The following is a 25,278-nucleotide window of genomic DNA, read 5'->3' as shown; positions in this document are numbered from 1 at the left end:
CCCACGGCGCAAAAGCTGGGGCGACCCGCGGGATGATCCTTAACGTGGGGGCATGAACGCCATCGAGACACAACAAGTCACGCCGACGATATGGATGTTGAAGTTCGCCGTCGGGCAGGCCTATGCACTGCGCCTGCCCGACGGCTGGTCCCTGGTCGACACGGGCCTGCCCGGCCACGCCGAGCAGGTCCTGGCCGCCCTGCGCCGGCTCGACGGGACGGGCTGCGCCGACCTGCGCGACATCGTGCTCACCCACTCCCACCTGGACCACGTCGGCTCCGCCGCCGACCTCGCCGCGGCCACCGGCGCGACGGTCCTCGCCGGAGCCGCGGACGCGCCCGTCATCCGGGGCGAGGTGCCGGAGCCGCCGCCGGTCCTGGAGGACTGGGAGGTGCCGCTGTGGGACGCCGTCCACGCGAACATGCCGGACCTCCCGCCACCGGGCCCCTGCCCGGTGGACCGGGAGCTCGCGGACGGCGACACCCTGGACTGGGGCCAGGAGGTCCGGGTCGTCCACGTGCCCGGCCACACCGCCGGCAGCATCGCCCTCCACCTGCCCCGCACCGGCGTGCTCTTCACGGGCGACACCATCGCCAACGTGGAGCAGCTGATGCCGGGCGTCTTCAACGTCGACCGCGCGCAGGTCCTCGCCGCCTTCCACCGCCAGGCCGCGCTGGAGGTGGAGACCGCCTGCTTCGGCCACGGCGCCCCCCTCGTCGGCGGCGCCGGCGAGGCGCTCAGGGCCGTGGCCCGGCAGCTCGGCGGGCCCGCCACCTGAGCCGCCGCGCGCCGGTGCAGTAGAGAGGGGTGATATGGGGGAAACATCCCTCTATGCCCAGAACCCCCACCCGCTGCTACGCCTTCATCAGCCACCGCCTCATCAGAGCCGCCCTGGGCGACAGCCCACCCCGCGACGTCCGCTGGATCACCCCCGGCCCCGGCCTGCGCTGCGCCGAGATCGGCAGCGGGGGCGGCTTCTACACCACCGCCCTGGCGCGCCACCTGGGCCCCGGCAGCCTCCTCGTCGCCCTGGACCCCGCCGCCCACGACCCCCGCGCGCAGCACGGCGCGGGCCCGGGCGCCCGGACCGTCCACGTCGCCGGCGACGGCTGCGCCCTGCCCTTCGCGTCCGCCGCCCTCGACGCCCTGCTCTACAGCTACAGCCTGGAGGAGATGCCCGAGCACACCGCCCTGGCCGAGGCGGAACGGGTCCTGCGCCCGGGCGGACAGCTCGTGCTGTTCCTGTGGCGCCCCCTGGTGGGACGCCACAGGACCACCGCGCTCACCCACCTGGCCCGCGGCGGAGCCTTCGAACTCCGCCGGGCCGACCGCGGCCTGCAGAACCTGCGCCTCGCCTACCGCAAGCGGTGACCGGCCCGAGGCCCGTTCAGCCCGTCTGGCCGTAGCACAGGCAGAAGGGATGCCCCGCCGGGTCCGAGAACACGAGGAACCCCCGCTTCTCCCCACCGCTGTCGTGCAGGAACGTCGCCCCGAGGGCGACGACCTCCCCCTTCGCCCGCTCCACGTCCGCCCGCTCCGGCACGTCGAAGTCCAGGTGCATCTGCTGCGGACGAGCGGGGTCCGGCCAGTGGGGCGGGTGGTACTCCTCGACGCCCTGGAAGGCGAGGCGCTGCCCCGTCGCGGGATCGGTCAGCCACACCCAGGCGGGGTCGCTGTCCTCGTCGCCGACGCGCCAGCCCAGGACGGCCGCGTAGAAACGCGCCAGGGCCAGCGGGTCGGGGCAGTCGATGACGGTGCACTGCATCGTGGCGATCATGTACGGCATCATGCCGCGCCCCGCGCCGCGACGAAACGGGGGCCCCGGCCACCCACGCCCCACACATCCGTTAGTCCAACACGGGTTACTCCTTTGTCCATGGGCACCCCGGCCCCCCTCGCCCAAGGTGACGCATAGCCACCAGCGCGAGGAGGCACGAGCAGCGTGACCGCAGACCGACGCGAAGCCCGCCCCGGCCCCACCCCCCGGACCGGCCCGAGCCGCCGGACCGCCGTCGTCACCACCGCCCTCGCCGGCCTCGGCACGGCCCTCGCCCCCGCCACCGCGGCCGCCCGCACGGCCCGCACCCCCGCCGAGGCCGTCCTGCGCTCCGCCGCCCTCGACGTCCGGGTCGACACCGCCTTCCCCCGCATCCTGTCCTACACCGACCGCGCCACCGGCGCCGTCCTGTACGGCCAGGAGGAACCCGTCACGACCCTCCTGATCGACGGGACCACGCACACCCCCCACGTCACCGCCACCACCACCGCCGACCGCGCCACCTACACCCTCACCCTCCCCACCGGCACCCGCATCGACGCCGAGATCCACGTCGACGGATGGCGCGTGGACTGGCGGGTGACCCGCATCGCCGACGCCCCCGGCCCGCCCCGCCGCGTCGGCACCCTCCAGATCCCCGGCCTCGCCTTCCTCGCCGTCCGCGACACCCAGCCCGGCGCCACCCTGCTCGCCGCACGGATCGCCCTCGACGCCGCCGGCAACGGCGACACCCTCGTACGGGTCACCCCGGCCACACCCCCCGACCCGGCGCCCCTGGGGTGCGCCTACGCCGTCGTCAGCACCGACCGGCTCGCCGCCGCCATCGAGACCAACACCGTCCAGGACCGGCCCGACGCGCGCACCGCGTGGGAGAACGGCCGTCTGTGGCGGCAGACCCTCGCCCGCCCCGGCCACACCGAGGCCCGCATCACCGCCGGCCAGTGGACGCACCGGGCCGCCACCGCCCCCGCCGACGACACCGCCCCCCTGCCCCGCGTCAGCGTCATCCTCACCCGGGACCGCAACGGCGACGGCAGGACCGACTGGCAGGACGCCGCCATCGCCCTGCGCGAGATCATGACCGACCCGCCCGGCGCCGACGAACAGCACCTGCGCGTCGTCCCGCACATCCCCTTCAACTTCGCCAGCCAGGCCACCAACCCGTTCCTGACCACCCTCGACAACATCAAGCGCATCCACCTGGCCACCGACGGGCTACGGCAGTTCACCCTCCTCAAGGGCTACCAGTCCGAAGGCCATGACTCCGCCCACCCCGACTACGGCGGCAACTACAACACCCGCGCCGGCGGCCTCGCGGACCTCAACACCCTCCTGCGCGCCGGAAAGAAGTGGAACAGCGACTTCGCCGTCCACGTCAACACCACCGAGTCCTACCCCGTGGCCCACGCCTTCTCCGAGACGCTCGTCGACGAGAACGACCCGCAGTGGGACTGGCTCGACCAGTCGTACCGCATCGACCCCCGTCGCGACCTCGTCTCCGGTGACCTCGCCCGCCGCTTCCGGCAGCTGCGCGAGGAGACCGACCCGGCGCTGACCACCCTCTACATCGACGTCTTCCGCGAATCCGGCTGGAACTCCGACCGGCTCCAGCGCCTCCTGCGCGAGCAGGGCTGGCAGATCACCACCGAATGGGGCCACGGCCTGGAACGCTCCAGCCTCTGGTCCCACTGGGCCACCGAGACCGACTACGGGCCCGACACCTCACGCGGCATCAACTCCCGGCTCATCCGCTTCCTCCGCCACCACCAGAAAGACGTCTTCGCCGACAAGTGGCCACTGCTGCCCACCGCCAGACTCGGCAACTTCGAGGGCTGGCGCGGCAAGACGGACTGGACGGCGTTCTACCGGCAGCTGTGGACCGACAACCTCCCCGCGAAGTACCTCCAGGCGTTCGCGATCCGGACCTGGGACGACCACGACGTCACCCTCGCCCACTCCCACATCACCGTCCACGTCACCGACCGCGGCGGCACCCGGCGGATCACCACCGACGGCCGCACCGTCGCCGTCGGCGACACCTACCTCCTGCCCTGGGAACCGCGCCGCGCCACCGACCCCGCCAAGCTCTACCACCACAACCCCCACGGCGGCACCACCACCTGGACCCTGCCGCGCGGCTGGGCCCACCGGCGCACCGTCCACCTCCACCGCCTCACCACCCGAGGACGCACGGGCACCGTGGCCCTGCCCGTACACCGCGGCAGGGTCACCATCGAGGCCGCGGCCGGCCGGCCCTACGTCCTCACCCGCGAGCCGGACCCCCACGGGCCGGCCCCCGCCGACCCGGACTGGGGCGAGGGCACACCCCTGCGCGACCCCCACTTCCTGTCCCAGACCCTCGACGCCTGGCAGATCACCGGCCCCGCCCGCGTCGTGGAAAGTCCCCTGGGCGACCCCGAACTCGTCGTCGGCGCCGGGGCGGCGGCCACCGTCAGCCAGCGACTGGCGCGTCTCCAACCCGGCACGTACGCGGCGTCCGTCCAGGTCGAAGTCGGCGCCACGGCGGGGGAGCGGCGCAGAGCCGCCCTCCAGGTCCGCACGGCCGACGGCGTCACCGCCGTCAACTGGACGGACACCTCCACGGCCGGCAACCACATGGCGGCCGACCGCAAGCACGGCACCCGGTTCCAGCGGATGTTCACCTGGTTCACCGTCCCCGACGGCGGCGGCCCGGTCACCCTGGCCCTCACGGTGGCGGCGGGGCGGGCACGCGTACGGTTCGACGCGCTGCGGGTCGTACCCGGCCGGCGCACAGAAGCACCCCCCGGCACCCTCGTCTCCGAGGACTTCGAGAACGTGCCGCAGGGCTGGGGCCCGTTCGTCAAGGGCAACGCCGGCGGCACCACCGACCCGCGTACCCACATCGCCCAGCGGCACGCGCCCTACACGCAGCGCGGCTGGAACCGCAAGGCCGTCGACGACGTCATCGACGGCACACAGTCCCTCAAGTCGCGGGGCGAGAACCCGGGCCTCGTCTACCGCACGGTCCCCCACACCGTGCGCTTCGAGCCCGGACACCGCTACCGCGTCACCTTCCGCTACGAGAACGAGCAGGCGGAACAGTACGCGTGGGTGACCGCCGTGGACGAGCCGCAGCCGCGCGAGCTGACCCGCGCGCCCCTGCCGGCCGCCACCGGGCCGACGACGTACTCGTACGACTTCACCGCGCCGGATACGGGTGAGGCGTGGGTGGGACTACGGAAGGTGGGGGAAAGCGGGACCACTGAGTTCTGCCTGGACGGCTTCACCGTGCGGCAGGTCGGGCAATAGACATCCACGGGGTTCCGTCCCGTTGGTCACCGTCATCGGCCGGTGACCAGCGGGACGGGGGGCTCAGCCACCACCCCGCGCCGCCGGGGGCCGGGCGGGCTCAGCGGACCGGCGGCGACGCGGGGCCGGGAAGGCACCCCAGCACCGCCTCCCGGTCACCCGCCCGGTCGAACTCCAGGACCAGCAGTTCGTTGCCCCCCTCCCGCAGCACCGGACCCGGCACGTACAGCGAACGCTGCGGCCCCCGGTCCCAGTGACGGCCCAGACAGAAGCCGTTCACCCACACGTAGCCCCGCCCCCAGCCGGGCAGCTCCAGCACCGCGTCCCCCGCCCCCGCCACCGCGAACCTCCCCCGGTACAGCCCCGGAGCACCCCCCGCGCCCACCCGGCCCCGCCACGGCACCCGCGCCGCCGCCCCCGCCTCCTCCAGCGCCTCCAGCCGCAGCCCCCGCGCCCGCACCCCGTGCACGTACTGCCGCTCGTGCAGCAGCCCGCCCGTGAGGCCCTTGGCCTCACCCAGCCGCGGCCCGTAATTGACCCGGCCCAGCGACTCCACCCACAGCTCCACACGGGCCGGCCCCGGCACCTCACCGATCACCCCCGACTCCGTCTCCACCGTGGCCGCACGGACCCCGTCCACGTACGCCACCGCCACGTCCCGCAGCCCCGCCACCCGCAGCGGATACGCCCGCCGCGGCCCCGGCACGTCGAAGCGGTACCGCACCACCCCCCGCTCGACCCCCAGCTCCTCGAACGACGGCGGCACCGGGCCCACCGCCTCCGGCCCGCCCAGCACGTCCACGACCCCACCCAGCGCGGCCCACTCCACCAGCGGCACCCGCACCGCCGCCCGCAACGCCGCCGGCGCCGCGGGCGGCGGGGGCGGCGGCCCCGCACGGTCCGGACAGGCGGCCAGCACCTCGCGGAACGCCCAGAACTTCGCCGTCGGACGGCCGTACTCGTCGACCGGCGCGTCGTAGTCGTACGACGTCACCACCGGCTCCAGCACCCCACGGTGGTCCTCACCCGAGCGGTTCGCCCCCGACCAGCCACCGAAGTTCGTCCCCCCGTGCGCCATGTAGACGTTGACCGACGCACCACGCCCCACGATCTCCCGCAGCACCCCCGCCGCCTCCCCGGCCTCCCGGACGGCCGGACGCCCGCCCCAGTGCGTGAACCAGCCGCACCAGAACTCCATGCACATCAACGGCCCGCCCTCCGGCCGGTGCCGCCGCAGCGCCGCGAACGCCTCACCCGCCCCCGAACCGAAGTTCACCGTCGCCGGCAGCCCCGGCACCGTGCCACCCGACAGCATGTGATCCTCCGGCCCGTCGGAGGTCACCAGCGGAACCGTGACACCGCACCCACGCAACCGTTCTACGAGATGCCGCAGATAAACCTCGTCACTCCCATACGACCCGTACTCGTTCTCCACCTGCACCAGCACCACCGGACCACCCCGGTCCGCCTGCCGGCCCACCACCTGCTCCGCCACCAGCGCGAACCAGCCGTCCACCGCCCGCAGGAAAGCGGCGTCCCGCGTGCGCACCCGCCGCCCCAACCGCCCCGTCAGCCAGAACGGCAACCCCCCGTTCTCCCACTCCGCGCAGATGTACGGGCCGGGCCGCACGACCGCCCACAACCCCGCCGCTGCCGCCGCGTCGAGGAAACGCCCCAGCTCCTGAACGTCACGCGGGCGCCCCGGAAGGGGCTCGTGCCGGTTCCACGGCACATACGTCTCCACGCAGTTGAGACCCATCGCCCGCAACATCCCCAGACGGTGCGCCCAGTGCGCCTCGTGCACCCGGAAGTAGTGCATCGCCCCCGACAACAGCCGCACCGGCCACCCACCGGCCTCCGCGTCCCCGCCCCCGTCCCCGTTCCCGACGAAACGCGCCACCGACCCCGCCCCCTGCCCTCGGCCCACTCCGGCGTCCGGAGACCATCGTCGCCCTCTGGCGGGGGAGGGGGCCATGGACAAAGATCGGCCCTGATTGGACGAGTCACGGAAAGGCGGCGGCGCGTGTACCACACCTGGATGCGCTACTTCACGCCCGGCCCGGTCCACCACCGGCTCGGCCTGGTCTGCCTCGGCGTGGGACTCCAGCACGGCGCCCTGCCGCCCGTCGGCCCCCGCACCCTCGACCACCACGTCGCCGTCGTCGTCAGCGCCGGAGCCGGCTGGTACCGCACCCCCGACGGCCGTACCCGCCCCGTCATCGCCCCCGCCCTGCTCTGGCTCACCCCCGGCACCCCCCACCACTACGGCGCCGGCCACGGCGCCGGCTGGGACGAGGCCTTCGTCGACTTCACCGGCACCGCCGTCGGCGCCTACACCGAACTCGGCTACATCGAACCCGAACGCCCCGTCGTCCCCCTCACCGACACCACCGGCGCCCGCGCCGCCGTCACCCGCATCGCCCGCGCCGCCCGCCGCGGCAACCCCCTGCTGGAGGTCGAGACCTCCGCCGCCGTCCACGAACTGCTCGTCGCCCTGCGCCGGGCCCGCGCCGACACCGCCACCGGCGCCGACCCCGTCCTCGCGGCCCTGGCCCGCGACGCCTTCCTGCCCCTGTCCGTCACCCAGCACGCCGCCCGCCACGGCATGACCCCCGCCGAGCTGCGCACCGCCGTGCGCCGCGGCGCCGGCTGCAGCCCCAAGGACTACCTGCTGGGCATCCGGCTCGGCCGCGCCAAGGAACTCCTCGCCGCCACCGAGCTGCCCGTCGCCGCCGTCGCCCGCCGCGTCGGCTACGACGACCCCGCCTACTTCAGCCGCCTCTTCACCCGCCGCGTCGGCACCGCCCCCGTCCGCTTCCGCGAGCGCGTCGGCCGTGCCCTGCCCGGCGGCTGGAGCGACCGCGTCCCCGATCCGGAGCACCCGCCGGTCATTGGATCGCGCCCTTCCGCATAGGCTCGTGGTGTGGAGATGAACAACAGTGCCAACGACGAGTCCGTGCGTGCGGAGCTCACGCGCCTGCGCGACAGCATCGACAACATCGACGCCGCGGTGATCCACATGCTCGCCGAGCGCTTCAAATGCACCCAGCAGGTCGGCCACCTCAAGGCCGCCCACAAGATGCCCCCCGCCGACCCCGCCCGCGAGTCCCGCCAGATCGCCCGCCTGCGCGAACTCGCCGAGAACGCGAAACTTGACCCCGCCTTCGCGGAGAAGTTCCTCAACTTCATCATCGCGGAGGTCATCCGCCACCACGAGACCATCGCCCGGGCCTGACCCCACGCCGGACGGGCCGCACCCGCGGCCCCCGGCTCTCCGGCTCTCCGGCCCGGGGCCTGGGGCACGAGTGGACCCCAGCGGGTCCCGGACGCCACCGGGCCCGCCCACGACCGGGCCTCGACAGCCCCCCGCCCAGGCCGGGCCACAACAGGAGCCCCACACCACCCGGCCGCCACAGCGAATCCGGACGCGGAAAACCCCCTCGGCCCCCACCCCCCTGATGCGGCAGCATGACCGCATGCCCGTACTGACGTGTGACGAAGCCCAGACCCGAGCCCGCCTCCTCGACGTCCACCGCTACGAGATCGACCTCGACCTCACCCGCGGCGACGAACACTTCCGCTCCACCACCGTCATCCACTTCACCGCACGGAACTCCGGCGACACCTTCGTCGAACTCAAACCCGCCACCCTGCACACCGTCCGCCTCGACGGCACCCCGCTCGACCCCGCCACGCTCGACGACAACCGGCTACCGCTCACCCTCACCGCCGGCCCCCACGAACTCCACGTCGAAGCCGACATGCGCTACTCCCGCACCGGCGAGGGCATGCACCGCTTCACCGACCCCGCCGACGGGGAGACCTACCTCTACACCCAGACCTTCATCGACGACGCCCAGCGCGTCTTCGCCGCCTTCGACCAGCCCGACCTCAAGGCCGTCTACGACGCCACCGTCACCGCACCCCCGCACTGGACCGTTCTCGGCAACGCCCGCGCCACCCGCGTCGGACCGCCCGCCCAAGGCCGCTGGCACCTGGCCACCACGAAACCCCTGAGCACCTACTTCGTCGCTTTCGCCGCCGGCCCCTGGCACAGCGTCCACACCGAGCACGCCGGCCTGCCCTTCGCCCTGCACTGCCGCCGTTCCCTCGCCCCCCACCTCGACGCCGACGCCGGCGAACTCCTCGACATCACCCGGCGCTGCTTCGACCGCTACCACGAGATCTTCGACGAGCCCTACCCCTTCGACTCCTACGACCAGGCGTTCGTCCCCGAGTTCAACGCCGGCGCCATGGAGAACCCCGGCCTCGTCACCTTCCGCGACGAATTCGTCTACCGCTCCGCCGTCACCGACACCGAACGCCAGACCCGCGGCATGGTCATCGCCCACGAGATGGCCCACATGTGGTTCGGCGACCTCGTCACCCTCCGCTGGTGGGACGACATCTGGCTCAACGAGTCCTTCGCCGAGTACATGGGGTACCAGGTCCTCGCCGACGCCACCCGCTTCACCGGCACCTGGACCGACTTCGCCATCGCCCGCAAGAGCTGGGGCTACGACGCCGACCAACGCCCCTCCACCCACCCCGTCGCCCCCGCCCCCGGCGCCGTGACCGACACCGCCTCCGCACTCCTCAACTTCGACGGCATCTCCTACGCCAAGGGCGCCAGCGCCCTGCGCCAGCTCGTCACCTGGCTCGGCGAGAAGGACTTCCTCGCCGGCATCAACGACCACTTCTCCCGCCACCGCTTCGGCAACGCCACCCTCGCCGACTTCATCGACTCCCTCGACCGCCACTCCAGCCGCGACGTCCCCACCTGGGCCGCCCACTGGCTGCGCACCAGCGGAGTCGACACCCTCACCCCCCACACCCCCGCCCCCACCACCCCCGGCACCTGGCGACTGGAGCTCCACCACGACGGCACCCGCCCCCACCACCTCACCGTCGGCCTCTACGACCACACCCCCGACGACCCCCACGCCCTCACCCCCCGCACCCCCCTCACCCTCGACCTCCCCGCCGACGGCCACACCCCCGTCCTCGACCTCCCCGGCCCCCGCCCCGCACTCGTCCTCCTCAACGACGGCGACCTCACCTACGCCAAGGTCCGCCTCGACCCCGACTCCTGGACCACCGCCCTCACCTCCCTCTCCTCCCTCCCCGACCCCCTCACCCGGGCCGTCCTGTGGAACGCCGCCCGCGACATGGTCCGCGACGCCGAGCTCGCCCCCGCCGCCTACCTCGACGCCGCCCGCGCCCACCTGCCGCACGAGAACGACATCGCCATCACCCAAGGCGTCCTCGCCTTCGCCCGCACCGCGATCGCCGACCACTACACGACCGCGAAGGACCGCCCCGCCGCCCTCGCCACCCTCACCGACCTCTGCCACGACCTCCTCACCCGCACCGAGGGCACCGACGCCCACGGCCTGCGCCTGACCGCCGTCCGCACCCTCATCTCCAGCGCCACCACCCCCACCACCCTCCAGGACTGGCTGGCCGCCGGCACCGTCCCCGCCGGCCCCGCCCTCGACCCCGAACTGCGCTGGGGCATCCTCGCCCGCCTGGCCGTCCTCGGCGCCACCACCACCGCCGACATCGACGCCGAACTCACCCGCGACCCCAGCGCCACCGGCCAGGAAGGCGCCGCACGCTGCCGCGCCGCCCTCCCCGACCCGGTGACCAAGGAAGCCGCCTGGCACGCCATGTACGGCGGCGACGACCTGTCCAACTACCTCTTCACCGCCACCGCACAGGGCTTCTGGCAGCCCGAGCAGACCGACCTCCTCCGCCCCTACCTCGACCGCTACTACCCCGACGCCGTCGCCGTCGCCGCCCGCCGCGGACCCGCCCTCGCCGTCGCCGCCGGCCGCGACGGGTTCCCCCGCACCCTCATCGACGAGGAGAACCTGCGCCGCGGCGAACAGTGCCTGCGCGACGCCGACCCCACCCCCGCGCTGCGCCGCCGCCTCACCGACCAGCTCGACGACCTGCGCCGCGCCCTGGCCATCCACGCCGCCCAGGGATGACCCCCGGGCCCTCCCACAGGGCGGGCCCGGAAACGACATCTGAGAACGACACCTGGGAAAGGCCTCCCGGGAAACGAACCCGGGAAACGACAAGGCTCCCCGCACCCGGAAGGGTGCGGGGAGCCTGGGCCTATGGCTCTGCCGGTTGTCAGTCGCGGGTCTCGCCCGCTGCCGCGTCCGACGCCTTCGCCGTGCGCAGCTCCTCCAGGAAGCGGTCGACGACACCGCTCTCCCGGGCGTAGTCCGTCATCGGCTCGCCGACGATCTTGCCCGCGAGGTCCGTGGCCAGCACGCCGACCTGCTCGCGCAGCTCCGCCTCGGCCACCGCGCGCTCCGCGTCGATCACCGCGTGACCGGCGGAGATGATCTCCTCACGCTGCCGCTGGCCCTCGGCCCGCAGCTCCGCGATGATCGCCGTGCCCTGCTCGAACGACTCCTGCCGCAGCCGCGCCGCCTCGTGGCGGGCCTCCGCCAGCAGCTCCTGGTACTCGGCGTGGACCCGCGCCGCCTCGGCACGCGTCTCCTCGGCCTCCTCGAAACGCCCCTCGGTGGCGTTCTCACGCTCGATGAGGACCTTGTTGACGCGCGGAAGGATCACCTTCGCCATCACCCAGAAGGTGAGGAAGAACAGCACCAGACCCAGGATGAGCGGTGCGGGCTCGGGCTTCAGCGGCCCTACGTCGAGAGCAAAAGTCATGGCCATGGTGAGCACATTACCTTGAAGCCCCTCCCCACCGCCGAACCGCACCCCCCGCCACGGCCTCGCCCCACGCCCCCGCGCCCCCAACTCCGCGCCCGCGCAAGGCCTCGCCGGGCCCGTACCCCCATCGGGCGAAACCTTCCCCACCCCACGTCACCGTGCGAGCACAGCCGGTAGCTTGAGCCGTTGGCGCCAGCCCGGCCCGCCACAGACCAGGGAGAACGCCCCGAGAACAGCCTCCGGCCACCGCCGCACCCGGCCCGCGGCGCGCACCCGCCCCGGAGCCGGCCCCGCCGACGCGATCATTCGAGCCCGCTCCGGACCCCGCCCGGTACCCGCCCCCGACGACCCCGGCACCGCCGACACTCGTGGAAGGCCACACCACCCGATGACCAGCCCCCAAGAGCCCCCCGCCTCCGCCCCCGACCACCCCCTCGACCTCGTCGGCATCGGCATCGGCCCCTTCAACCTCTCCCTCGCCGCCCTCGCCCACCCCCTCCAGGACCTCAAGGCCGCCTTCTACGACCAGAGCCCGTCCTTCCAGTGGCACCCCGGCCTCCTCATCGACGGCACCGCCCTCCAGGTCCCCCACCTCGCCGATCTCGTCACCCTCGCCGACCCCACCAGCCCCTGGTCCTTCCTCAACTACCTCAAGACCCGCGAACGCCTCTACCCCTTCTACTTCGCCGAGCGCCAGCACATCCACCGCGCCGAATACGACGCCTACTGCCGCTGGGTCAGCGAGAACCTCCGCGGACTCCACTTCAACCACCACATCGACGCCGTCCGCTGGAACCCCGAACGCGTCCTCTTCGAGATCGACTACACCCAGCTCGACCCCGACGGCGAAGCCGACGCCCTCGGCCGCGCCTACACCCGCAACCTCGTCCTCGGCGTGGGGACCGCCCCCTACGTCCCCGAACCGCTCCGCCCCCTCGTCGACGCCCCCAACGTCCCCGTCATCCACGCCGCGGACTACCTCTCCCACCGCGACAGACTCCTCGAAGCCGAACACATCACCGTCATCGGCAGCGGACAGTCAGGCGCCGAGGTCTTCCTCGACCTCCTCCGCCGCCGCCCCGAAGGCCGCGAAAAACTCCACTGGATCGCCCGCACCCCCGCCTTCGCCCCCATGGAGTACAGCAAGCTCGGCCTCGAGCACTTCACCCCCGACTACACCCACTACTTCCGCACCCTCCCCGAACCCGTCCGCGACCAGGTCCTGCCCCAGCAGTGGCAGCTCCACCAGGGCATCGACACCCACACCATCGCCGACATCCACGACGAGCTCTACCGCCGCAGCCTCCACGGCGGCTGGCCCGACGCCACCCTCACCCCCGGAGTCTTCGTCCGCACCGCCGGACGCGTCGGCACCACCCGCGTCGAACTCCACCTCGAACACACCCAGCAAGGCAGCCGCTCCCGCCTCACCACCGACGCCGTCGTCCTCGCCACCGGCTACCGCGAACGCCGCGTCGACACCCTCCTCGCCGCCCTCGACCCCTACATCCGCCGAGACTCCAGCGGCCGCCCCCGCATCGACGAACACCACCGGCTCATCCTCGACCCCTCCGTCAAGGGAGCCGTCCACGTCCAGAACGCCGAAACCCACACCCACGGCGTCGGCGCCCCCGACCTCGGCCTCGCCGCCTGGCGCAGCGCCGTCATCCTCAACGCCCTCACGGGGAAAACCGTCTACGCCCTGCCCCAGCGCACCGCCTTCACCACCTTCGGCCTGGAGCCGCGGCCACAACCACGACCCCAGACCGCCATCGGCTCAGAAAACCGGCACACCATCCCGCGTCAGCTTCCAGTCCACTGAAGCGAACGCCCCCACATCGATCGACCCCTTCGCCTTCACCCAACCGATGATCGTGTTGCGGATCTCCTCCGAGTTCGCCCACAACTGCTTGGCACGCGCCACATGCGGGAAACCACCCCCGCCACTCGCCCGGTAGTTGTTCACCGCCAGAACGAACTCGGCGGAGTCGTCCAACGGCTTCCCCGCGAACGACAGGCCCACGATCCGCGACCCCGGCGCCCGAGCGATGTCCACCTCGTACGACAGACCACTCACCACGTCGTAGTTGTAATCCGGAACCCCCTCCGCATTCGTCAACTTCGACGGATCCACCGGCGCACCCACAGCGGTCTGCGCGTAATAGCGCACCGAGAACTCCAGATACTCACGCAACTGGGCACCGGTCATCAACCGCGCCTCCAGCGTGTTCTCAAACGGATACAGCCCCGCCACCTCGCGAATCGTCACCTTCCCCGCCGGCACCGCAGCCGTACGCGAAAAACACGAAGCCTGGGACAACACTGGCAACGACGCGTACGCCGAACCCGCCAGAGCACCCCGCACCGTCTCCGCCTGCACATGATTGATGAAATCAATGATCGGCGTGTCCTTGTACGGCGCCTCCGCGGCACTCATCGCCGCCGACGACGAACCGATCACCTGGTTCACATACGCCACCACCTTCCGGTGCTCATCACGCAGCAAACCGGTGATCCGGGCGTCCTCCGCCACCGTATTGGAGTTCAGCACCTTCGCCGAGACCGACTCCACCTGCCAGCCGCCCCGCTCCCACACCAGGTCGAAGTCGAACAGCGTCAGCCGCTGACCCCACTTCAAGGGCTCCGACAGCACGACCTGCTTGCCGGTCTCCTTGTTCGCCACCCGGTACTCGGGAATCTCCGTGTGAGCGTGCCCCACCAGAATCGCGTCGATACCCGGCACCTGCTCCGCCACCAACGCCGCCGCGTTCTCCACGTACGGCAACTGATCACCGTACGACGACGTGCCGCTCGAACCCGAATGCGCCGCAACGATCACCACGTCCGCGCCCATCGACCGGAGCTTCGGCACCCACTTCGCCGCCTGCTCCTCCAGACCGGGAAACACCATCTTCCCCTGCACGTTCGCCTTGTCCCAGATCGCGATCCCCGGATTCGTCAAACCCAGAACCGCCACCCGCACATCACGACCATGCGGCGTGCACACCCGCTTCATCACATACGGACGGAACGCCGGCCGCATGGTCTTCGCATCCAGAGCGTTCGCACCCAGCAGCGGAAAATCACACTGCTCCTCGAACTTCCGCAACGTCGGAATGCCGTAGTTGAACTCATGGTTGCCCAGCGCGGCAGCGTCATAGCCGATCGCGTTCATCGCCTGCGCCATCGGGTGCACCGGCCCTCCCGGACCCGTGATCGGATCCACCCTGGCGTAGTAATACGAAAGCTGAGTCCCCTGAATCGTGTCACCGGCATCGATCAAAAGCGTGTTCCGACGCCCCTTCTCCGCCCGGACCTGACCCACCAGCGTCGAAATCTTCGCCAGCCCGACGTCGTTGTGCGCCTTGTCATCGAACTCGGCATCGGTGAAATAGTCCCAGTTGAAGACGTTGCCGTGCAGGTCGGTCGTCCCCATCACGGTCAAGGAGTAGCGCTTCTTCCCCCGACCCCGCTCCTGGTCCGCAGTCCGCGCCTCGGCCGGCACGGCACCCGCAGCCCCCGCCAACGCCACACCGGCACCCGTCACAGCCGTACGCCCCAGGAAGTTCCTACGATTGAGCGGCATATGTTCTGTTCTCCCCATTCATCACCAGAACCAACGCGGCCAGAGCCAACGCGCGTAGATTCTGGCCCACCCCCCACACCCCCCAACACCCTCAACACCCTGCGATCCACATCACCACCCACCAGCCACGACACCCCCGCACCACGCCTGCCACCCTGACCCCATGACCACACCCCACCCCGCACCCCTGCCCTACGGCACCCCCGACGCCCCCCGAGTCGCCGTCCGCGGCGAAGCCCGCCTCGAAGTCGACCCCGAAATCGCCCACCTCGGCATCAGCATCAGCGCCCGCGGCACCGACCGCCGCACCACTCTCGACGACCTCACCCGCCGCAACAACCACACCCTCGAACTCCTCAGGAGCTACGGACAAGCCATCGAGAAAATCGAAACAGGAAGCTTCACCATCACCCCCCAACTCAACGACAAAGGCCGCCACGAACGCGTCCACGCCTACCACGGCCACGTCCACCACACCGCCACCGTCACCGACTTCACCACCCTCGGCGAACTCGTCACCCGCCTCTCCGAGAACGACCTCATCCGCATCAACGGCCCCTGGTGGAGCCTGCGCCCCGACTCACCCGCCCACCGCGAAGCCCGCCAAAAGGCCGTACGCGAAGCCGTACAACGCGCCCGCGAATACGCCGACGCCCTCGGCTCCCGACTCGTCGCCCTCGTCGAACTCGCCGACACCGGCGCCGAGCACACCCTCCCCACCGCCCCCGCAGGGCCCCCCGCCGCGCCCGGCGGCATGATGCGCTCCGGCTTCGGCGGCGCCCCGCCCACCCCGCCCCCCACCCTCGACCTCGAACCCCGCCGCCAGACCGTCCACGCCCACGTCAACGCCCGGTTTACGATGACGCCCCCCACCCTCTGAGGCCCACCACCGCGGCGGCCGGAGGCGCTCATCGGAGCGCCTCGCTGCACGTTTCACAAGGTGTCAACAAGGGTTTACCCAAAGGACTTTGAGCACTTGCGGCGGGCGAATTCCCTACCGGTCGGTAGGTCATAGGCTCGTACCATGCGCCGAGCGAAAATCGTCTGCACCCTGGGGCCCGCCACCGACTCGTACGAGCAGATCAAGGCACTCGTCGAAGCCGGCATGGACGTCGCCCGCTTCAACCTCAGCCACGGCACGTACGTCGAACACGAGACCCGCTACCAGCGGGTCCGCAAGGCCTCCGACGAAATCGGACGCAGCGTCGGCGTCCTCGCCGACCTTCAAGGCCCGAAGATCCGCCTCGGCCGCTTCCGCGAAGGCCCCGTCCTCCTCGAGCGCGGCGACGAGTTCACCATCACCGTCGAGGACGTCGAAGGCGACCGCCACTCCTGCGGCACCACCTACCCCGGCCTCGCCCACGACGTCTCCAGGGGCGAACGCATCCTCGTCGACGACGGCCGTGTAACTCTTGAAGTCATCGACGTCCACGGCCCCCGGGTCAGGACCATGGTCATCGAAGGCGGCATGGTCTCCGACCACAAGGGACTCAACCTCCCCGGAGTCGCCGTCTCCGTCCCCGCCCTCTCCGCGAAGGACGTCGAAGACCTCCGCTGGGCCATCAGGACCGGCGCCGACATCATCGCCCTCTCCTTCGTCCGCACCGGACACGACATCGACGACGTACACCGCGTCATGGACGAAGAAGGCCGCCGCCTCCCCGTCATCGCCAAGATCGAAAAGCCCCAGGCTGTCCAGAACCTCGACGACATCGTCGCCGCCTTCGACGGCATCATGGTCGCCCGCGGCGACCTCGGTGTCGAAATGCCACTGGAAACAGTCCCGATCGTGCAGAAACGAGCGATCAAGCTCGCCAAGCGCAACGCCAAGCCGGTCATCGTCGCCACCCAGATGCTCGACTCCATGATCGACGCCTCCCGCCCCACCCGCGCCGAAGCCTCCGACGTCGCCAACGCCGTCATCGACGGCACCGACGCCGTCATGCTCAGCGGTGAGACCAGCGTCGGCAAGTACCCCGTCGAGACCGTCAAGACCATGGGCCGCATCGTCGCCGCGGCGGAGGAAGACGTCCTCGCCAAAGGCCTCCCCCCTCTCACCGAACGCAGCAAGCCCCGCACCCAGGGAGGCTCCGTCGCCCGCGCCGCCGCCGAAATGGGCGACTTTCTCGGCGCCAAGTTCCTGGTGGCCTTCACTCAATCCGGTGACACGGTCCGCAGGCTGTCGCGCTACCGGTCACCCATCCCGCTGCTGGCGTTCACCCCCGAGCCGGCGACGCGCTCGCAGCTGAACCTCACGTGGGGGGTGGAGACGTTCCTGGGCCCGATGGTGCAGACGACCGACGAGATGGTCGAGCAGGTCGACGAGCACCTGCTGCGGATCGGCCGCTGCCGCAAGGGCGACATGGTCATCATCACGGCGGGCTCCCCACCCGGGACGCCGGGGACGACGAACCTGGTGCGGGTGCACCACATCGGGGAGGACGACTCGCCGAAGTAGGGGCGATCAGTACTTCGGTCCTATGTGGGCGTCCATGAGGGCGACGGAGGCGCGGCGGGCTACGGAGATGTTCTGGGCGCGTCGGCTCTGGGTGGGTGGACTTCCATTCGACGCCCACCTTGTCGAGGGTCTCGGTGAAGAGCATCAGGATGTCGGTGGATGTGTTGGTGAAGAAGTAGCGGGAGTACTCGTAGCGCTTGACCTCACCGTTGATGGTGCGGGTGGTCCAGTTGGTGATGCGCGAGCCGTCGGAGTGGATGAGTCCGCGGAGGAACTCCCACGGGTGTGCGTCCACGATTCGCTGCTGCCAGGCTTCCAGCACGATGCGGCGCTCGTGCTTCTTGCCGGGGCCGTGCTGAGGGAAGAGGCACGGGAGGTGTTTCGAGTGCACCTTCACGTAGGTGCAACCGGTGCCGCTCACCTGGCAGACCTTGTTGTCGGGGAACACGGCGTTGAGGGCCTGTGCGGCGGCTTCGATGAGGCCGGGCCACTTGTCGCCGCACGCGAGAGACATGCTCGGTGCCCGGTGTTTGCGGTAGTCGATGATGTGGCCGTCGCCCAGGTAGAGGCCGAGCAGATAGGCGTACGCGGCTGACATCGGCGGGGGTGCGGTGTGCTGCAGCAGCGCGAGCATTCGTGCGTGCGGGGGAGGGGTTCGAGCCTGGTCTGCCACGAGCGGATCGCGTACCTGGATATGCCGGTCTGCTTGCTCACGGCATTGAGGCTGTGGCCCTGATCGACGAGGGCGAGTGCACGCTGGCGCGTTTCGGTGTCGTACACAGCTGCGGGCGTGCCTGAACGTGTGTGGCAGCGAGCCGGCTCGAAGAAATGTTCACCGTAGCGAGTGAAGATCACCAGCAGGCTGGCGAGCCTTCGATTCGAAGGTCAAGTGCCCCGAGTGGGATTCGAACCCACACTGTCGGTGGTTTGAGCACCGTCTCTCTAACCGTTGGAGTACCGGGGCCTCCTGCGAAACGAAGGTCCACGAGTGACCTTCGTGCATCAAACATACAGGACCTAGGTAGGCTCGTGGGGCAGTACCCCTGCCCTACCAAGGAGACCCGTGACCGCCGCCGAGCCCCAGCCGCCCGTCGACGACGAGCCGCAGCACACCCCTCCGCACATCACCCGCGTCGTGATCGCCGAGGACGAGGCCCTCATCCGCCTCGACCTCAAAGAGATGCTCGAAGAAGAGGGCTACTCCGTCGTGGGCGAGGCGGGCGACGGCGAGACGGCCGTCGCGCTCGCGCGCGAGCACCGGCCGGATCTGGTGATCCTCGATGTGAAGATGCCGGTGCTCGACGGGATCTCCGCGGCCGAGCGGATCGCGGGGGAGTCGATCGCCCCGGTTTTGATGCTGACCGCGTTCTCGCAGCGTGATCTTGTGGAGCGGGCCCGGGACGCCGGGGCCATGGCGTATCTGGTGAAGCCGTTCAGCAAGAGCGACGTCGTGCCGGCGATCGAGATGGCGGTGTCGCGGTTCACGGAGCTGAGGGCACTGGAGCAGGAGGTCGCGGACCTCTCGCAGCGGCTGGAGACGCGGAAGCTGGTGGACCGGGCGAAGAGCGTGCTGCAGACGCAGTACGGGCTGACGGAGCCGGCGGCGTTCCGGTGGATTCAGAAGACGTCGATGGACCGGCGGATGTCGATGCAGCAGGTGGCGGAGGCGGTCATCGAGGACGCGCAGGAGAAGAAGCAGGCGAAGGGGCAGTAGTCCGCTCGTCGTTGTGGTGGGGCCCGGGTCCGTGGGGACTCGGGCCTTTTGCGTTGCCGGGGGTTGTCGGGTGTCAGTCTTCGCCGAGGTAGGCCTTGCGTACGGATTCGTCGTGGAGGAGGTCTGTGCCTGTTCCGGAGAGGACGATGCGGCCGGTTTCCATGACGTGGCCGTGGTCGGCGAGGGCGAGTGCGGCTCGGGCGTTCTGTTCGACGAGCAGGATGGTGGTGCCGGTGGCTTTGAGTTCGGTGATGGTGGCTGTGATTTTCTGCATCATGATCGGTGAGAGGCCCATGGAGGGTTCGTCGAGCATGAGGAGTTTGGGCCGGGACATGAGGGCGCGGCCCATGGCGAGCATTTGTTGCTCCCCGCCGGAGAGGGTGCCGGCTTTTTGGGTGGAGCGTTCGCCGAGGACGGGGAAGAGTTCGTAGACGCGGTGGATGTCGTGGGTGATGCCGTCGGTGTCTTTTCTGAGGAACGCTCCGAGGTGGAGGTTTTCGGCGATGGTGAGGCGGGGGAAGATGTGGCGGCCTTCGGGGGAGTGGGCGAGGCCGCGGGCGACGATGCGGTGGGCGGGGGTGTGGGTGAGGGGTTGGCCGTCGAAGTGGATGGTGCCGGAGTGAGGGGTGAGGAGACCGGAGATGGTGCGGAGGGTAGTGGTTTTTCCGGCGCCGTTGGTGCCGACGAGGGTGACGATTTGGCCGGTGTGGACGGTGAGGGAGATGCCTTTGACGGCTTTGATTTTTCCGTAGGCGACGTGGAGGTTGTCGATTTCGAGGAGGGCGGTCATCGGTGGTCGTCCTCCGTGGTGGTGCTGTGGGGTGTGCCGAGGTAGGCGGCGATGACGCGTTCGTCGTTCTGGACGGTTCGGGGGGTGCCTTCGGTGAGTTTTTGTCCTTGGACGAGTACGGCGACGTGGTCGCAGAGGTTGAAGATGAAGCGCATGTCGTGCTCGATGACGAGGACGGCGGTGCCTTGGTCGCGGATGGCGCGGACGAGTCGTTCGGTGGTGCGGGTCTCGTGGGGGTTCATTCCGGCGGTGGGTTCGTCGAGGAGGAGGAGTCCGGGGTCGCTGGCGAGGGCGCGGGCGATTTCGAGGCGGCGCTGTTCGCCGTAGGGGAGGTTGCGGGCGAGCTGGTCGCGTTGGGGGGTGAGGCCGGTGAAGTCGAGGAGTTCGAGGGCGCGTTGTTTTGAGGCTTTCTCGGCGCGGTGGTAGGTGGGTCCGCGGAGGAGGGCGGCGAGGAGGCCTTCTTTGGTGCGGGTGTGGCGGCCGACGAGGACGTTTTCGAGGACGGTCATGCTGGCGAAGAGGCGGATGTTTTGGAAGGTGCGGGCGATGCCTGCCCGGGTGACGAGGTGGGGTTTGGCGGGGAGGGCGGTGTCGCGGTAGGTGACGGTGCCTTCGGCGGGGGTGTAGAGGCCGGTGAGGCAGTTGAAGAAGGTGGTTTTGCCGGCGCCGTTGGGGCCGATGAGTCCGACGATCTGACCGGTGTGGACGGTGAGGTCGACGGATCGTACGGCGGTGAGTCCGCCGAAGCGCATGGTGACGCCGGTGGCGGTGAGGAGGGGCTGGGGCCGGGGGGTGTCGGCGGCGTCGGTGGTCGTCATGGTGTTCATGCCTCCGCCTTGGTGAGCTGGACGCCGTCGTCGGGGCGGTTGTCGGTGGTGTCGTGGAATTCGAGCTGTTGTCGGCGGCTGGGGATGAGGCCTTCGGGGCGGAAGCGCATGAGGAGGATGAGGGCGATGCCGAAGGCGAGGAGTTGGTAGTCCTGGAGGAATTGGAGTTTGGCGGGGATGAGGTAGAGCAGGGCGGCGCCGAGAAGGGGGCCGCTGATGGTGCCCATGCCGCCGAGGATGACGGCGGCGAGGAGGAATGCGGAGTTGGGTGGTACGGGGCCGGCGAAGACGTACTGCTCGGGGACGACGGTTTGGGCGACGTGGGCTTGGACGGTGCCGGCGAGGCCGGCGAGGGTGGCGCCGAGCGCGAAGGCGAGGAGTTTGAGGCGGAAGCTGTTGATGCCCATGGCGGTCGCGGCGGTCTCGTCCTCGCGGATGGCGATCCAGGCGCGGCCGATGCGGGAGTTTCCGGCGCGGCTGAAGACGAGGACGACGATGACGGTGATGAGGAGCATCAGGAAGTAGTAGTTGGCGAAGGGGGTGAGGGTGATGCCGGCGAGGGAGTGGGTGTCGCCGAAGTGGTAGCTGCCGAGGGCGAGGTCGGGGATGTTGGGGATCCCGTTGGGGCCGTTGGTGAGTGAGGGGCCTGATTCGCCGTTGAGGTTGCCGACGGCGATGCGGAAGATCTCTCCGAAGCCGAGGGTGACGATGGCGAGGTAGTCGCCGCGCAGGCGGAGGGTGGGTGCGCCGATGACGATGCCGAAGATGAGGGAGGCGGCGGCGCCGGTGAGGGCGGCGGCCCAGAAGGGGAAGTGGACGTGGAGGGTGGAGGCGGTGGAGCCGGAGACGAGGGCTGCGGTGTAGGCGCCGACGCCGAGGAAGGCGACGTAGCCGAGGTCGAGGAGGCCGGCGAGGCCGACGACGACGTTGAGGCCGAGGGCGACCGTGGCGAAGATCAGGATGTTGACGATGATGAGGGTGTATTCGTCGGTGTCCTGGGTGAGGGGGAAGAGGGCGGCGGTGAGGAAGGCCGCGGTGATGGTGACGTGGCGGTGCTGGTGGGTGAGGTGTCGTAGGCGTGTGATGAGTCCGGCTTTGAAGAGTGCCGCCGTGGTGAAGGCGGCGAGGAGGAGGAAGCCGGTGAAGAGTTCGCCGTATGCGGTGCCGATGCCGTAGGTGAGGACGTAGAGGGCGAGTGCGAAGACCGCCGCGATGATGGCGATGCCGGCGGGGGCGGGCAGCGGCCGGGGTGGGGGCGGTGTGTGGCTGCCGGGTCCGTTGAGCAGGGTGCGTGCGGTGCGGAGCAGGGCGGCGGTGGCGGTGGTGGTCCGGTCCTGGTGGGTGTGGTCCTCGGTGGCGTGGTGGTGGGCGAGGGCGAGGGTGCCGGTGAGGGTGATGAGGGGGGCGATGGCGGCTACGGCGCCGCCGGGTTCGAGGTTGACGAGTCCGCCGAGTTGTACGGCGATGGCGATGAGGGTGTACCAGGTGGTGGCGAGGGTGCCGGTGGCGAGGAGGAGGGCGGGGGTGTGGGTGCGGGCGGGGTTGAGCCAGCGGAGGCCGGGGATGCCGTGTCCGGCGAGGAGTTGGATGAGGGTGAGGGCGGCGCCGATGAGGGTGAAGAGTTGGAGGCCGCCGGGGTAGCCGGTGATGGTGAGGTTGCCGGGGAAGGCGGTGGTCCAGGTCCAGGGGAGGTAGGTGGAGAAGGCGGTGAGGGCGGCGCCGCAGGTGGTGAGGGCGGTGGCGGTGGTGGGGGAGAGGGTGGCGGGGTGTGTGGTCATGTCTCTCACGCCCGATCCGCGACGCGTTCGCCGAGCAGTCCCTGGGGGCGGACGAGGAGGACGGCGATGAGCATGGCGAAGGCCCATACGTCCTTCCAGCCTCCGCCGCCGAGTTGGTGCATGCCGGGGATGTGCTGGATGTAGGTGACGGAGGCGATTTCGCCGATGCCGAGGAGGACTCCGCCGAGCATGGCGCCGTAGATGTTGCCGATGCCGCCGAGGACGGCGGCGGTGAAGGCCTTGAGGCCGAGGACGAAGCCCATTTCGAAGTTGATCTGACCGGCGCGCAGTCCCTGGGCCACGGCGGCGACGGCGGCGAAGGCGCCGCCGATGGCGAAGGCCAGGACGATGATGCGGTCGGTGTTGATGCCCATGAGGCGGGCGGTGTCGGGGTCCTGTGCGGTGGCCTGCATGGCGCGGCCGGTGCGGCTCTTGGCGACGAAGATGCCGAGGGCGAGCATGCACAGGGGGGCGGCGATGAGGACGAAGAGGTCGTCGCGTTGGAGGCGGAGGTTGCCGGCGAGCTGGAAGGCGTCGCCGAACTGGGGGAAGCTGCGGGACTTCTTGGCGTCGGGGTAGAAGGCCCAGACGATTTGCTGGAGTGCGATGGACAGGCCGATGGTGGTGATGAGGGGGGCGAGGCGGGGGGCGTTGCGCAGGGGGCGGTAGGCGAAGCGTTCGGCGGCGCCGGCGACGGTGACGGAGGCTATGACTCCGCCGAGGAGCATGAGGGGGAGGGTGGCGGCGAGGGGGATGGTGTCGGGCAGCCAGAGGTGGATGGTGAGGGCGCCGAAGGCGCCGATCATGACGATCTCGCCGTGGGCGAAGTTGATGAGTTGGACGATGCCGTACACCATGGTGTACCCGATGGCGATGAGGCCGTAGAGGGCACCGAGGGCTATTCCGCTGACCAGCACTTGGGGCAGTTCGTGCACCACGGGCCTCCCCGTTGAGGGTGTGATGGGTTGCGGCGCGGCGTGGGGCCGGGCGCGCGTGCGGTGTGCGTGTGTGCGGGGTGTCAGCCTTCGAAGGTGGTGCTCTTGATGGGTTTCCAGATTTTCCCGGCGACTTGGTAGACGGTCATCTGTTTGTTGGTGGTGTCGCCGTATTCGTCGAAGGAAACTTTGCCGGTGACCCCGCCGAAGTAGACGTCGCTCATGGCTTCGACGATTTTGGGGCGGGGGTTTTCGGGGAGTTTTCCGTCGTTGTCCTGAACGGTTTTCTTGATGGCTTGGATGATGGCCCAGGCGGCGTCGTAGGAGTAGCCGCCGTGTGAGGCGTAGGGGTCCTTGTAGCCGGTTTTTTTGTAGTTCTTGATGAATGTCCTGGCGGAGTGCAGTTCTTCGACGGGGTAGCCGACGGAGGTGACGAGGTCGCCGTCGTTGCTTTCGCCGGACGCGGTGATGAAGGCAGGGTCGTACATGCCGTCGCCCCCCATGAGGGGGATGTGGGCGCCGGTTTTTTTGACCTGGTCGGACAGGAGGCCGCCTTCGGGGTACTGGCCGCCGAAGTAGACGGAGTCGGCGCCGGAGGATTTGACTTTGTTGGCGATGCCGGAGAAATCGGTTTCTTTGACGGTGAGGTGGTCGGTGCCGACGACCTGGCCGCCGAGGTGTTTGAATTCCTGGGCGAAGATGGCTGCGAGGCCCATGCCGTAGGTCTGTTTGTCGTCGACGACGAAGACGCGTCGTTTCTTGGATTCGTTGTAGTAGTACTGGGCGGCGAAGCGTCCTTGGACGAGGTCGGTGGTGGCGGTGCGGAAGTAGGTGGGGAAGGGGCGTTTCTTGTCGCCTTTGGCCCAGGCGTCGCCGAGGCTGAGTGCCGGGTTGGTGTTGGCGGGGGAGACCTGGGTGAGGTGGGATTTGGCGAAGATGCCCTGCATGGACTGGGCGACGCCGGAGTTGTAGGGGCCGACGACGCCGAGGACGGTTTTGTCGGCGGCGAGTTTGGCGGCGTTCTGCTGGCCGGTGCCGGGTACGGCCTGGTCGTCGAGGGCGACGGTCTTGAAGGTGATGCCTTTGACTTCGCCGTATTTGTTGGCGGTGCGGACGGCGAGGTCGACGGAGTTCTTGATGCCCTGGCCGATGGCGGAGACGGATCCGGTGAGGGGGGCGTCGACGCCGATGGCGACGACGGTTTTGCCGGCGGCGTCGCCGGCGGCGTCGCCGGCCTTCTGAGGGTCGCGTGATCCGCAGGCGGAGAGGGCCAGGGCGCAGGTGGTGAGGGTGGTGGTGAGGAGGAGAAAGGGGCGGTGGCGCACGCGGTGTGGCACGGTGAATCCTTTCCCTGGCGCGGCTGTTGAGGTGCCGTGGCGCTCGCCGGGCGAGGGCGGGGGGATCCGAGTGCGGGGGTGGTGGGTGTACC

19 protein-coding genes, 1 tRNA gene and 1 pseudogene are annotated in these 25,278 nt (G+C 70.3%); 10 read left to right on the top strand and 11 right to left on the bottom strand.

Annotation, left to right across the window (positions count from 1 at the left end):
• Nucleotides 1-52: 52 nt before the first annotated feature.
• On the top strand, nt 53-778 hold the full coding sequence (locus CYQ11_RS07410; RefSeq protein ID WP_338105335.1) for an MBL fold metallo-hydrolase: 726 nt from the start codon (nt 53-55) through the stop codon (nt 776-778).
• A 53-nt stretch (nt 779-831) separates the two neighbouring features.
• On the top strand, nt 832-1,371 hold the full coding sequence (locus CYQ11_RS07405; RefSeq protein WP_099197332.1) for a class I SAM-dependent methyltransferase: 540 nt from the start codon (nt 832-834) through the stop codon (nt 1,369-1,371).
• Between the two features lie 16 nt (nt 1,372-1,387).
• Here CYQ11_RS07405 and CYQ11_RS07400 read toward each other — a convergent pair whose 3' ends face one another.
• On the bottom strand, nt 1,388-1,777 hold the full coding sequence (locus CYQ11_RS07400; RefSeq protein ID WP_099197331.1) for a VOC family protein: 390 nt from the start codon (nt 1,775-1,777) through the stop codon (nt 1,388-1,390).
• A 165-nt stretch (nt 1,778-1,942) separates the two neighbouring features.
• Between CYQ11_RS07400 and CYQ11_RS07395 the strand changes: the two genes are divergently transcribed.
• Nucleotides 1,943-5,068: an endo-alpha-N-acetylgalactosaminidase family protein gene (locus tag CYQ11_RS07395; RefSeq protein WP_099197330.1), complete on the top strand. Its 3,126-nt coding sequence runs from the start codon at nt 1,943-1,945 to the stop codon at nt 5,066-5,068.
• Between the two features lie 100 nt (nt 5,069-5,168).
• On the opposite strand, the gene CYQ11_RS07390 is transcribed toward CYQ11_RS07395, so the two are convergent.
• Nucleotides 5,169-6,887: a beta-galactosidase gene (locus CYQ11_RS07390; protein WP_099197466.1), complete on the bottom strand. Its 1,719-nt coding sequence runs from the start codon at nt 6,885-6,887 to the stop codon at nt 5,169-5,171.
• Nucleotides 6,888-7,091: 204 nt separating this feature from the next.
• On the opposite strand from CYQ11_RS07390, the gene CYQ11_RS07385 reads away from it, so the two are divergent.
• The 3 genes from CYQ11_RS07385 (at nt 7,092) to pepN (ending at nt 11,061) form a co-directional block, all read left to right on the top strand.
• Entirely contained in the window at nt 7,092-7,982 is an 891-nt protein-coding gene (locus CYQ11_RS07385; RefSeq protein ID WP_099197329.1) for a helix-turn-helix domain-containing protein, read from the top strand.
• Nucleotides 7,983-7,997: 15 nt separating this feature from the next.
• Entirely contained in the window at nt 7,998-8,303 is a 306-nt protein-coding gene (locus CYQ11_RS07380; RefSeq protein WP_099197328.1) for a chorismate mutase, read from the top strand.
• A gap of 241 nt (nt 8,304-8,544) precedes the next feature.
• The gene (gene pepN / locus CYQ11_RS07375; RefSeq protein ID WP_104651117.1) at nt 8,545-11,061 is read left to right on the top strand and encodes an aminopeptidase N; all 2,517 of its coding nucleotides are present in this window, start codon (nt 8,545-8,547) and stop codon (nt 11,059-11,061) included.
• Nucleotides 11,062-11,209: 148 nt separating this feature from the next.
• Here pepN and atpF read toward each other — a convergent pair whose 3' ends face one another.
• Complete coding sequence (gene atpF / locus CYQ11_RS07370) at nt 11,210-11,764, bottom strand: F0F1 ATP synthase subunit B (RefSeq protein ID WP_099197327.1); 555 nt, start codon at nt 11,762-11,764, stop codon at nt 11,210-11,212.
• A gap of 385 nt (nt 11,765-12,149) precedes the next feature.
• Here atpF and CYQ11_RS07365 point away from each other — a divergent pair, with 385 nt between their 5' ends.
• Nucleotides 12,150-13,583: a lysine N(6)-hydroxylase/L-ornithine N(5)-oxygenase family protein gene (locus tag CYQ11_RS07365; protein ID WP_104650972.1), complete on the top strand. Its 1,434-nt coding sequence runs from the start codon at nt 12,150-12,152 to the stop codon at nt 13,581-13,583.
• Here CYQ11_RS07365 and CYQ11_RS07360 read toward each other — a convergent pair.
• Nucleotides 13,539-15,347 carry a bifunctional metallophosphatase/5'-nucleotidase gene (locus CYQ11_RS07360; RefSeq protein ID WP_099197797.1) on the bottom strand — a complete coding sequence of 603 codons (1,809 nt, stop codon included), beginning with the start codon at nt 15,345-15,347 and terminating at the stop codon, nt 13,539-13,541. The two genes, CYQ11_RS07365 and CYQ11_RS07360, sit on opposite strands and share 45 nt — an antisense overlap.
• 163 nt (nt 15,348-15,510) lie before the next feature.
• Here CYQ11_RS07360 and CYQ11_RS07355 point away from each other — a divergent pair, with 163 nt between their 5' ends.
• Both CYQ11_RS07355 and pyk read left to right on the top strand, forming a co-directional pair.
• The gene (locus CYQ11_RS07355; protein ID WP_099197798.1) at nt 15,511-16,227 is read left to right on the top strand and encodes an SIMPL domain-containing protein; all 717 of its coding nucleotides are present in this window, start codon (nt 15,511-15,513) and stop codon (nt 16,225-16,227) included.
• A gap of 144 nt (nt 16,228-16,371) precedes the next feature.
• Nucleotides 16,372-17,805: a pyruvate kinase gene (gene pyk, locus CYQ11_RS07350; protein ID WP_099197799.1), complete on the top strand. Its 1,434-nt coding sequence runs from the start codon at nt 16,372-16,374 to the stop codon at nt 17,803-17,805.
• A gap of 6 nt (nt 17,806-17,811) precedes the next feature.
• Here the strand turns inward: pyk and CYQ11_RS07345 are convergent.
• Nucleotides 17,812-18,585 (bottom strand): annotated as a pseudogene (locus tag CYQ11_RS07345) (transcriptional regulator).
• A gap of 110 nt (nt 18,586-18,695) precedes the next feature.
• Nucleotides 18,696-18,769 (bottom strand) — tRNA-Leu (locus CYQ11_RS07340).
• A 99-nt stretch (nt 18,770-18,868) separates the two neighbouring features.
• On the opposite strand from CYQ11_RS07340, the gene CYQ11_RS07335 reads away from it, so the two are divergent.
• The gene (locus CYQ11_RS07335; RefSeq protein ID WP_099197800.1) at nt 18,869-19,519 is read left to right on the top strand and encodes an ANTAR domain-containing response regulator; all 651 of its coding nucleotides are present in this window, start codon (nt 18,869-18,871) and stop codon (nt 19,517-19,519) included.
• A gap of 73 nt (nt 19,520-19,592) precedes the next feature.
• On the opposite strand, the gene CYQ11_RS07330 is transcribed toward CYQ11_RS07335, so the two are convergent.
• The 5 genes from CYQ11_RS07330 to CYQ11_RS07310 form a co-directional block, all read right to left on the bottom strand.
• Nucleotides 19,593-20,309, bottom strand: coding sequence for an ABC transporter ATP-binding protein (locus CYQ11_RS07330; protein WP_099197801.1), 717 nt, complete (start codon nt 20,307-20,309; stop codon nt 19,593-19,595).
• On the bottom strand, nt 20,306-21,127 hold the full coding sequence (locus CYQ11_RS07325) for an ABC transporter ATP-binding protein (protein ID WP_099197806.1): 822 nt from the start codon (nt 21,125-21,127) through the stop codon (nt 20,306-20,308). Before CYQ11_RS07325 ends, CYQ11_RS07330 begins: the two co-directional genes overlap by 4 nt.
• 5 nt (nt 21,128-21,132) lie before the next feature.
• Nucleotides 21,133-22,914, bottom strand: coding sequence for a branched-chain amino acid ABC transporter permease (locus CYQ11_RS07320; protein WP_240003175.1), 1,782 nt, complete (start codon nt 22,912-22,914; stop codon nt 21,133-21,135).
• Between the two features lie 5 nt (nt 22,915-22,919).
• Nucleotides 22,920-23,849, bottom strand: coding sequence for a branched-chain amino acid ABC transporter permease (locus CYQ11_RS07315; protein WP_099197807.1), 930 nt, complete (start codon nt 23,847-23,849; stop codon nt 22,920-22,922).
• A gap of 83 nt (nt 23,850-23,932) precedes the next feature.
• Complete coding sequence (locus CYQ11_RS07310) at nt 23,933-25,174, bottom strand: branched-chain amino acid ABC transporter substrate-binding protein (protein ID WP_099197803.1); 1,242 nt, start codon at nt 25,172-25,174, stop codon at nt 23,933-23,935.
• Nucleotides 25,175-25,278 lie beyond the last annotated feature (104 nt).

The sequence above is a fragment of the Streptomyces cinnamoneus genome (genome assembly GCF_002939475.1).
GTDB classification, from domain to species: Bacteria; Actinomycetota; Actinomycetes; order Streptomycetales; family Streptomycetaceae; genus Streptomyces; species Streptomyces cinnamoneus_A.
This window is presented reverse-complemented; position numbering and strand designations above follow the sequence as displayed.

Coding starts and splice junctions, on each gene's coding strand:
- CYQ11_RS07320 (WP_240003175.1), bottom strand. CDS start 22,914: ATGACCACACACCCCGCCACCCTCTCCCCCACCACCGCCACCGCCCTC.
- CYQ11_RS07360 (WP_099197797.1), bottom strand. CDS start 15,347: ATGCCGCTCAATCGTAGGAACTTCCTGGGGCGTACGGCTGTGACGGGT.
- CYQ11_RS07380 (WP_099197328.1), top strand. CDS start 7,998: ATGAACAACAGTGCCAACGACGAGTCCGTGCGTGCGGAGCTCACGCGC.
- CYQ11_RS07400 (WP_099197331.1), bottom strand. CDS start 1,777: ATGATCGCCACGATGCAGTGCACCGTCATCGACTGCCCCGACCCGCTG.
- pepN (WP_104651117.1), top strand. CDS start 8,545: ATGCCCGTACTGACGTGTGACGAAGCCCAGACCCGAGCCCGCCTCCTC.
- CYQ11_RS07410 (WP_338105335.1), top strand. CDS start 53: ATGAACGCCATCGAGACACAACAAGTCACGCCGACGATATGGATGTTG.
- CYQ11_RS07365 (WP_104650972.1), top strand. CDS start 12,150: ATGACCAGCCCCCAAGAGCCCCCCGCCTCCGCCCCCGACCACCCCCTC.
- pyk (WP_099197799.1), top strand. CDS start 16,372: ATGCGCCGAGCGAAAATCGTCTGCACCCTGGGGCCCGCCACCGACTCG.
- CYQ11_RS07405 (WP_099197332.1), top strand. CDS start 832: ATGCCCAGAACCCCCACCCGCTGCTACGCCTTCATCAGCCACCGCCTC.
- CYQ11_RS07325 (WP_099197806.1), bottom strand. CDS start 21,127: ATGACGACCACCGACGCCGCCGACACCCCCCGGCCCCAGCCCCTCCTC.
- atpF (WP_099197327.1), bottom strand. CDS start 11,764: ATGGCCATGACTTTTGCTCTCGACGTAGGGCCGCTGAAGCCCGAGCCC.
- CYQ11_RS07390 (WP_099197466.1), bottom strand. CDS start 6,887: ATGCACTACTTCCGGGTGCACGAGGCGCACTGGGCGCACCGTCTGGGG.
- CYQ11_RS07330 (WP_099197801.1), bottom strand. CDS start 20,309: ATGACCGCCCTCCTCGAAATCGACAACCTCCACGTCGCCTACGGAAAA.
- CYQ11_RS07355 (WP_099197798.1), top strand. CDS start 15,511: ATGACCACACCCCACCCCGCACCCCTGCCCTACGGCACCCCCGACGCC.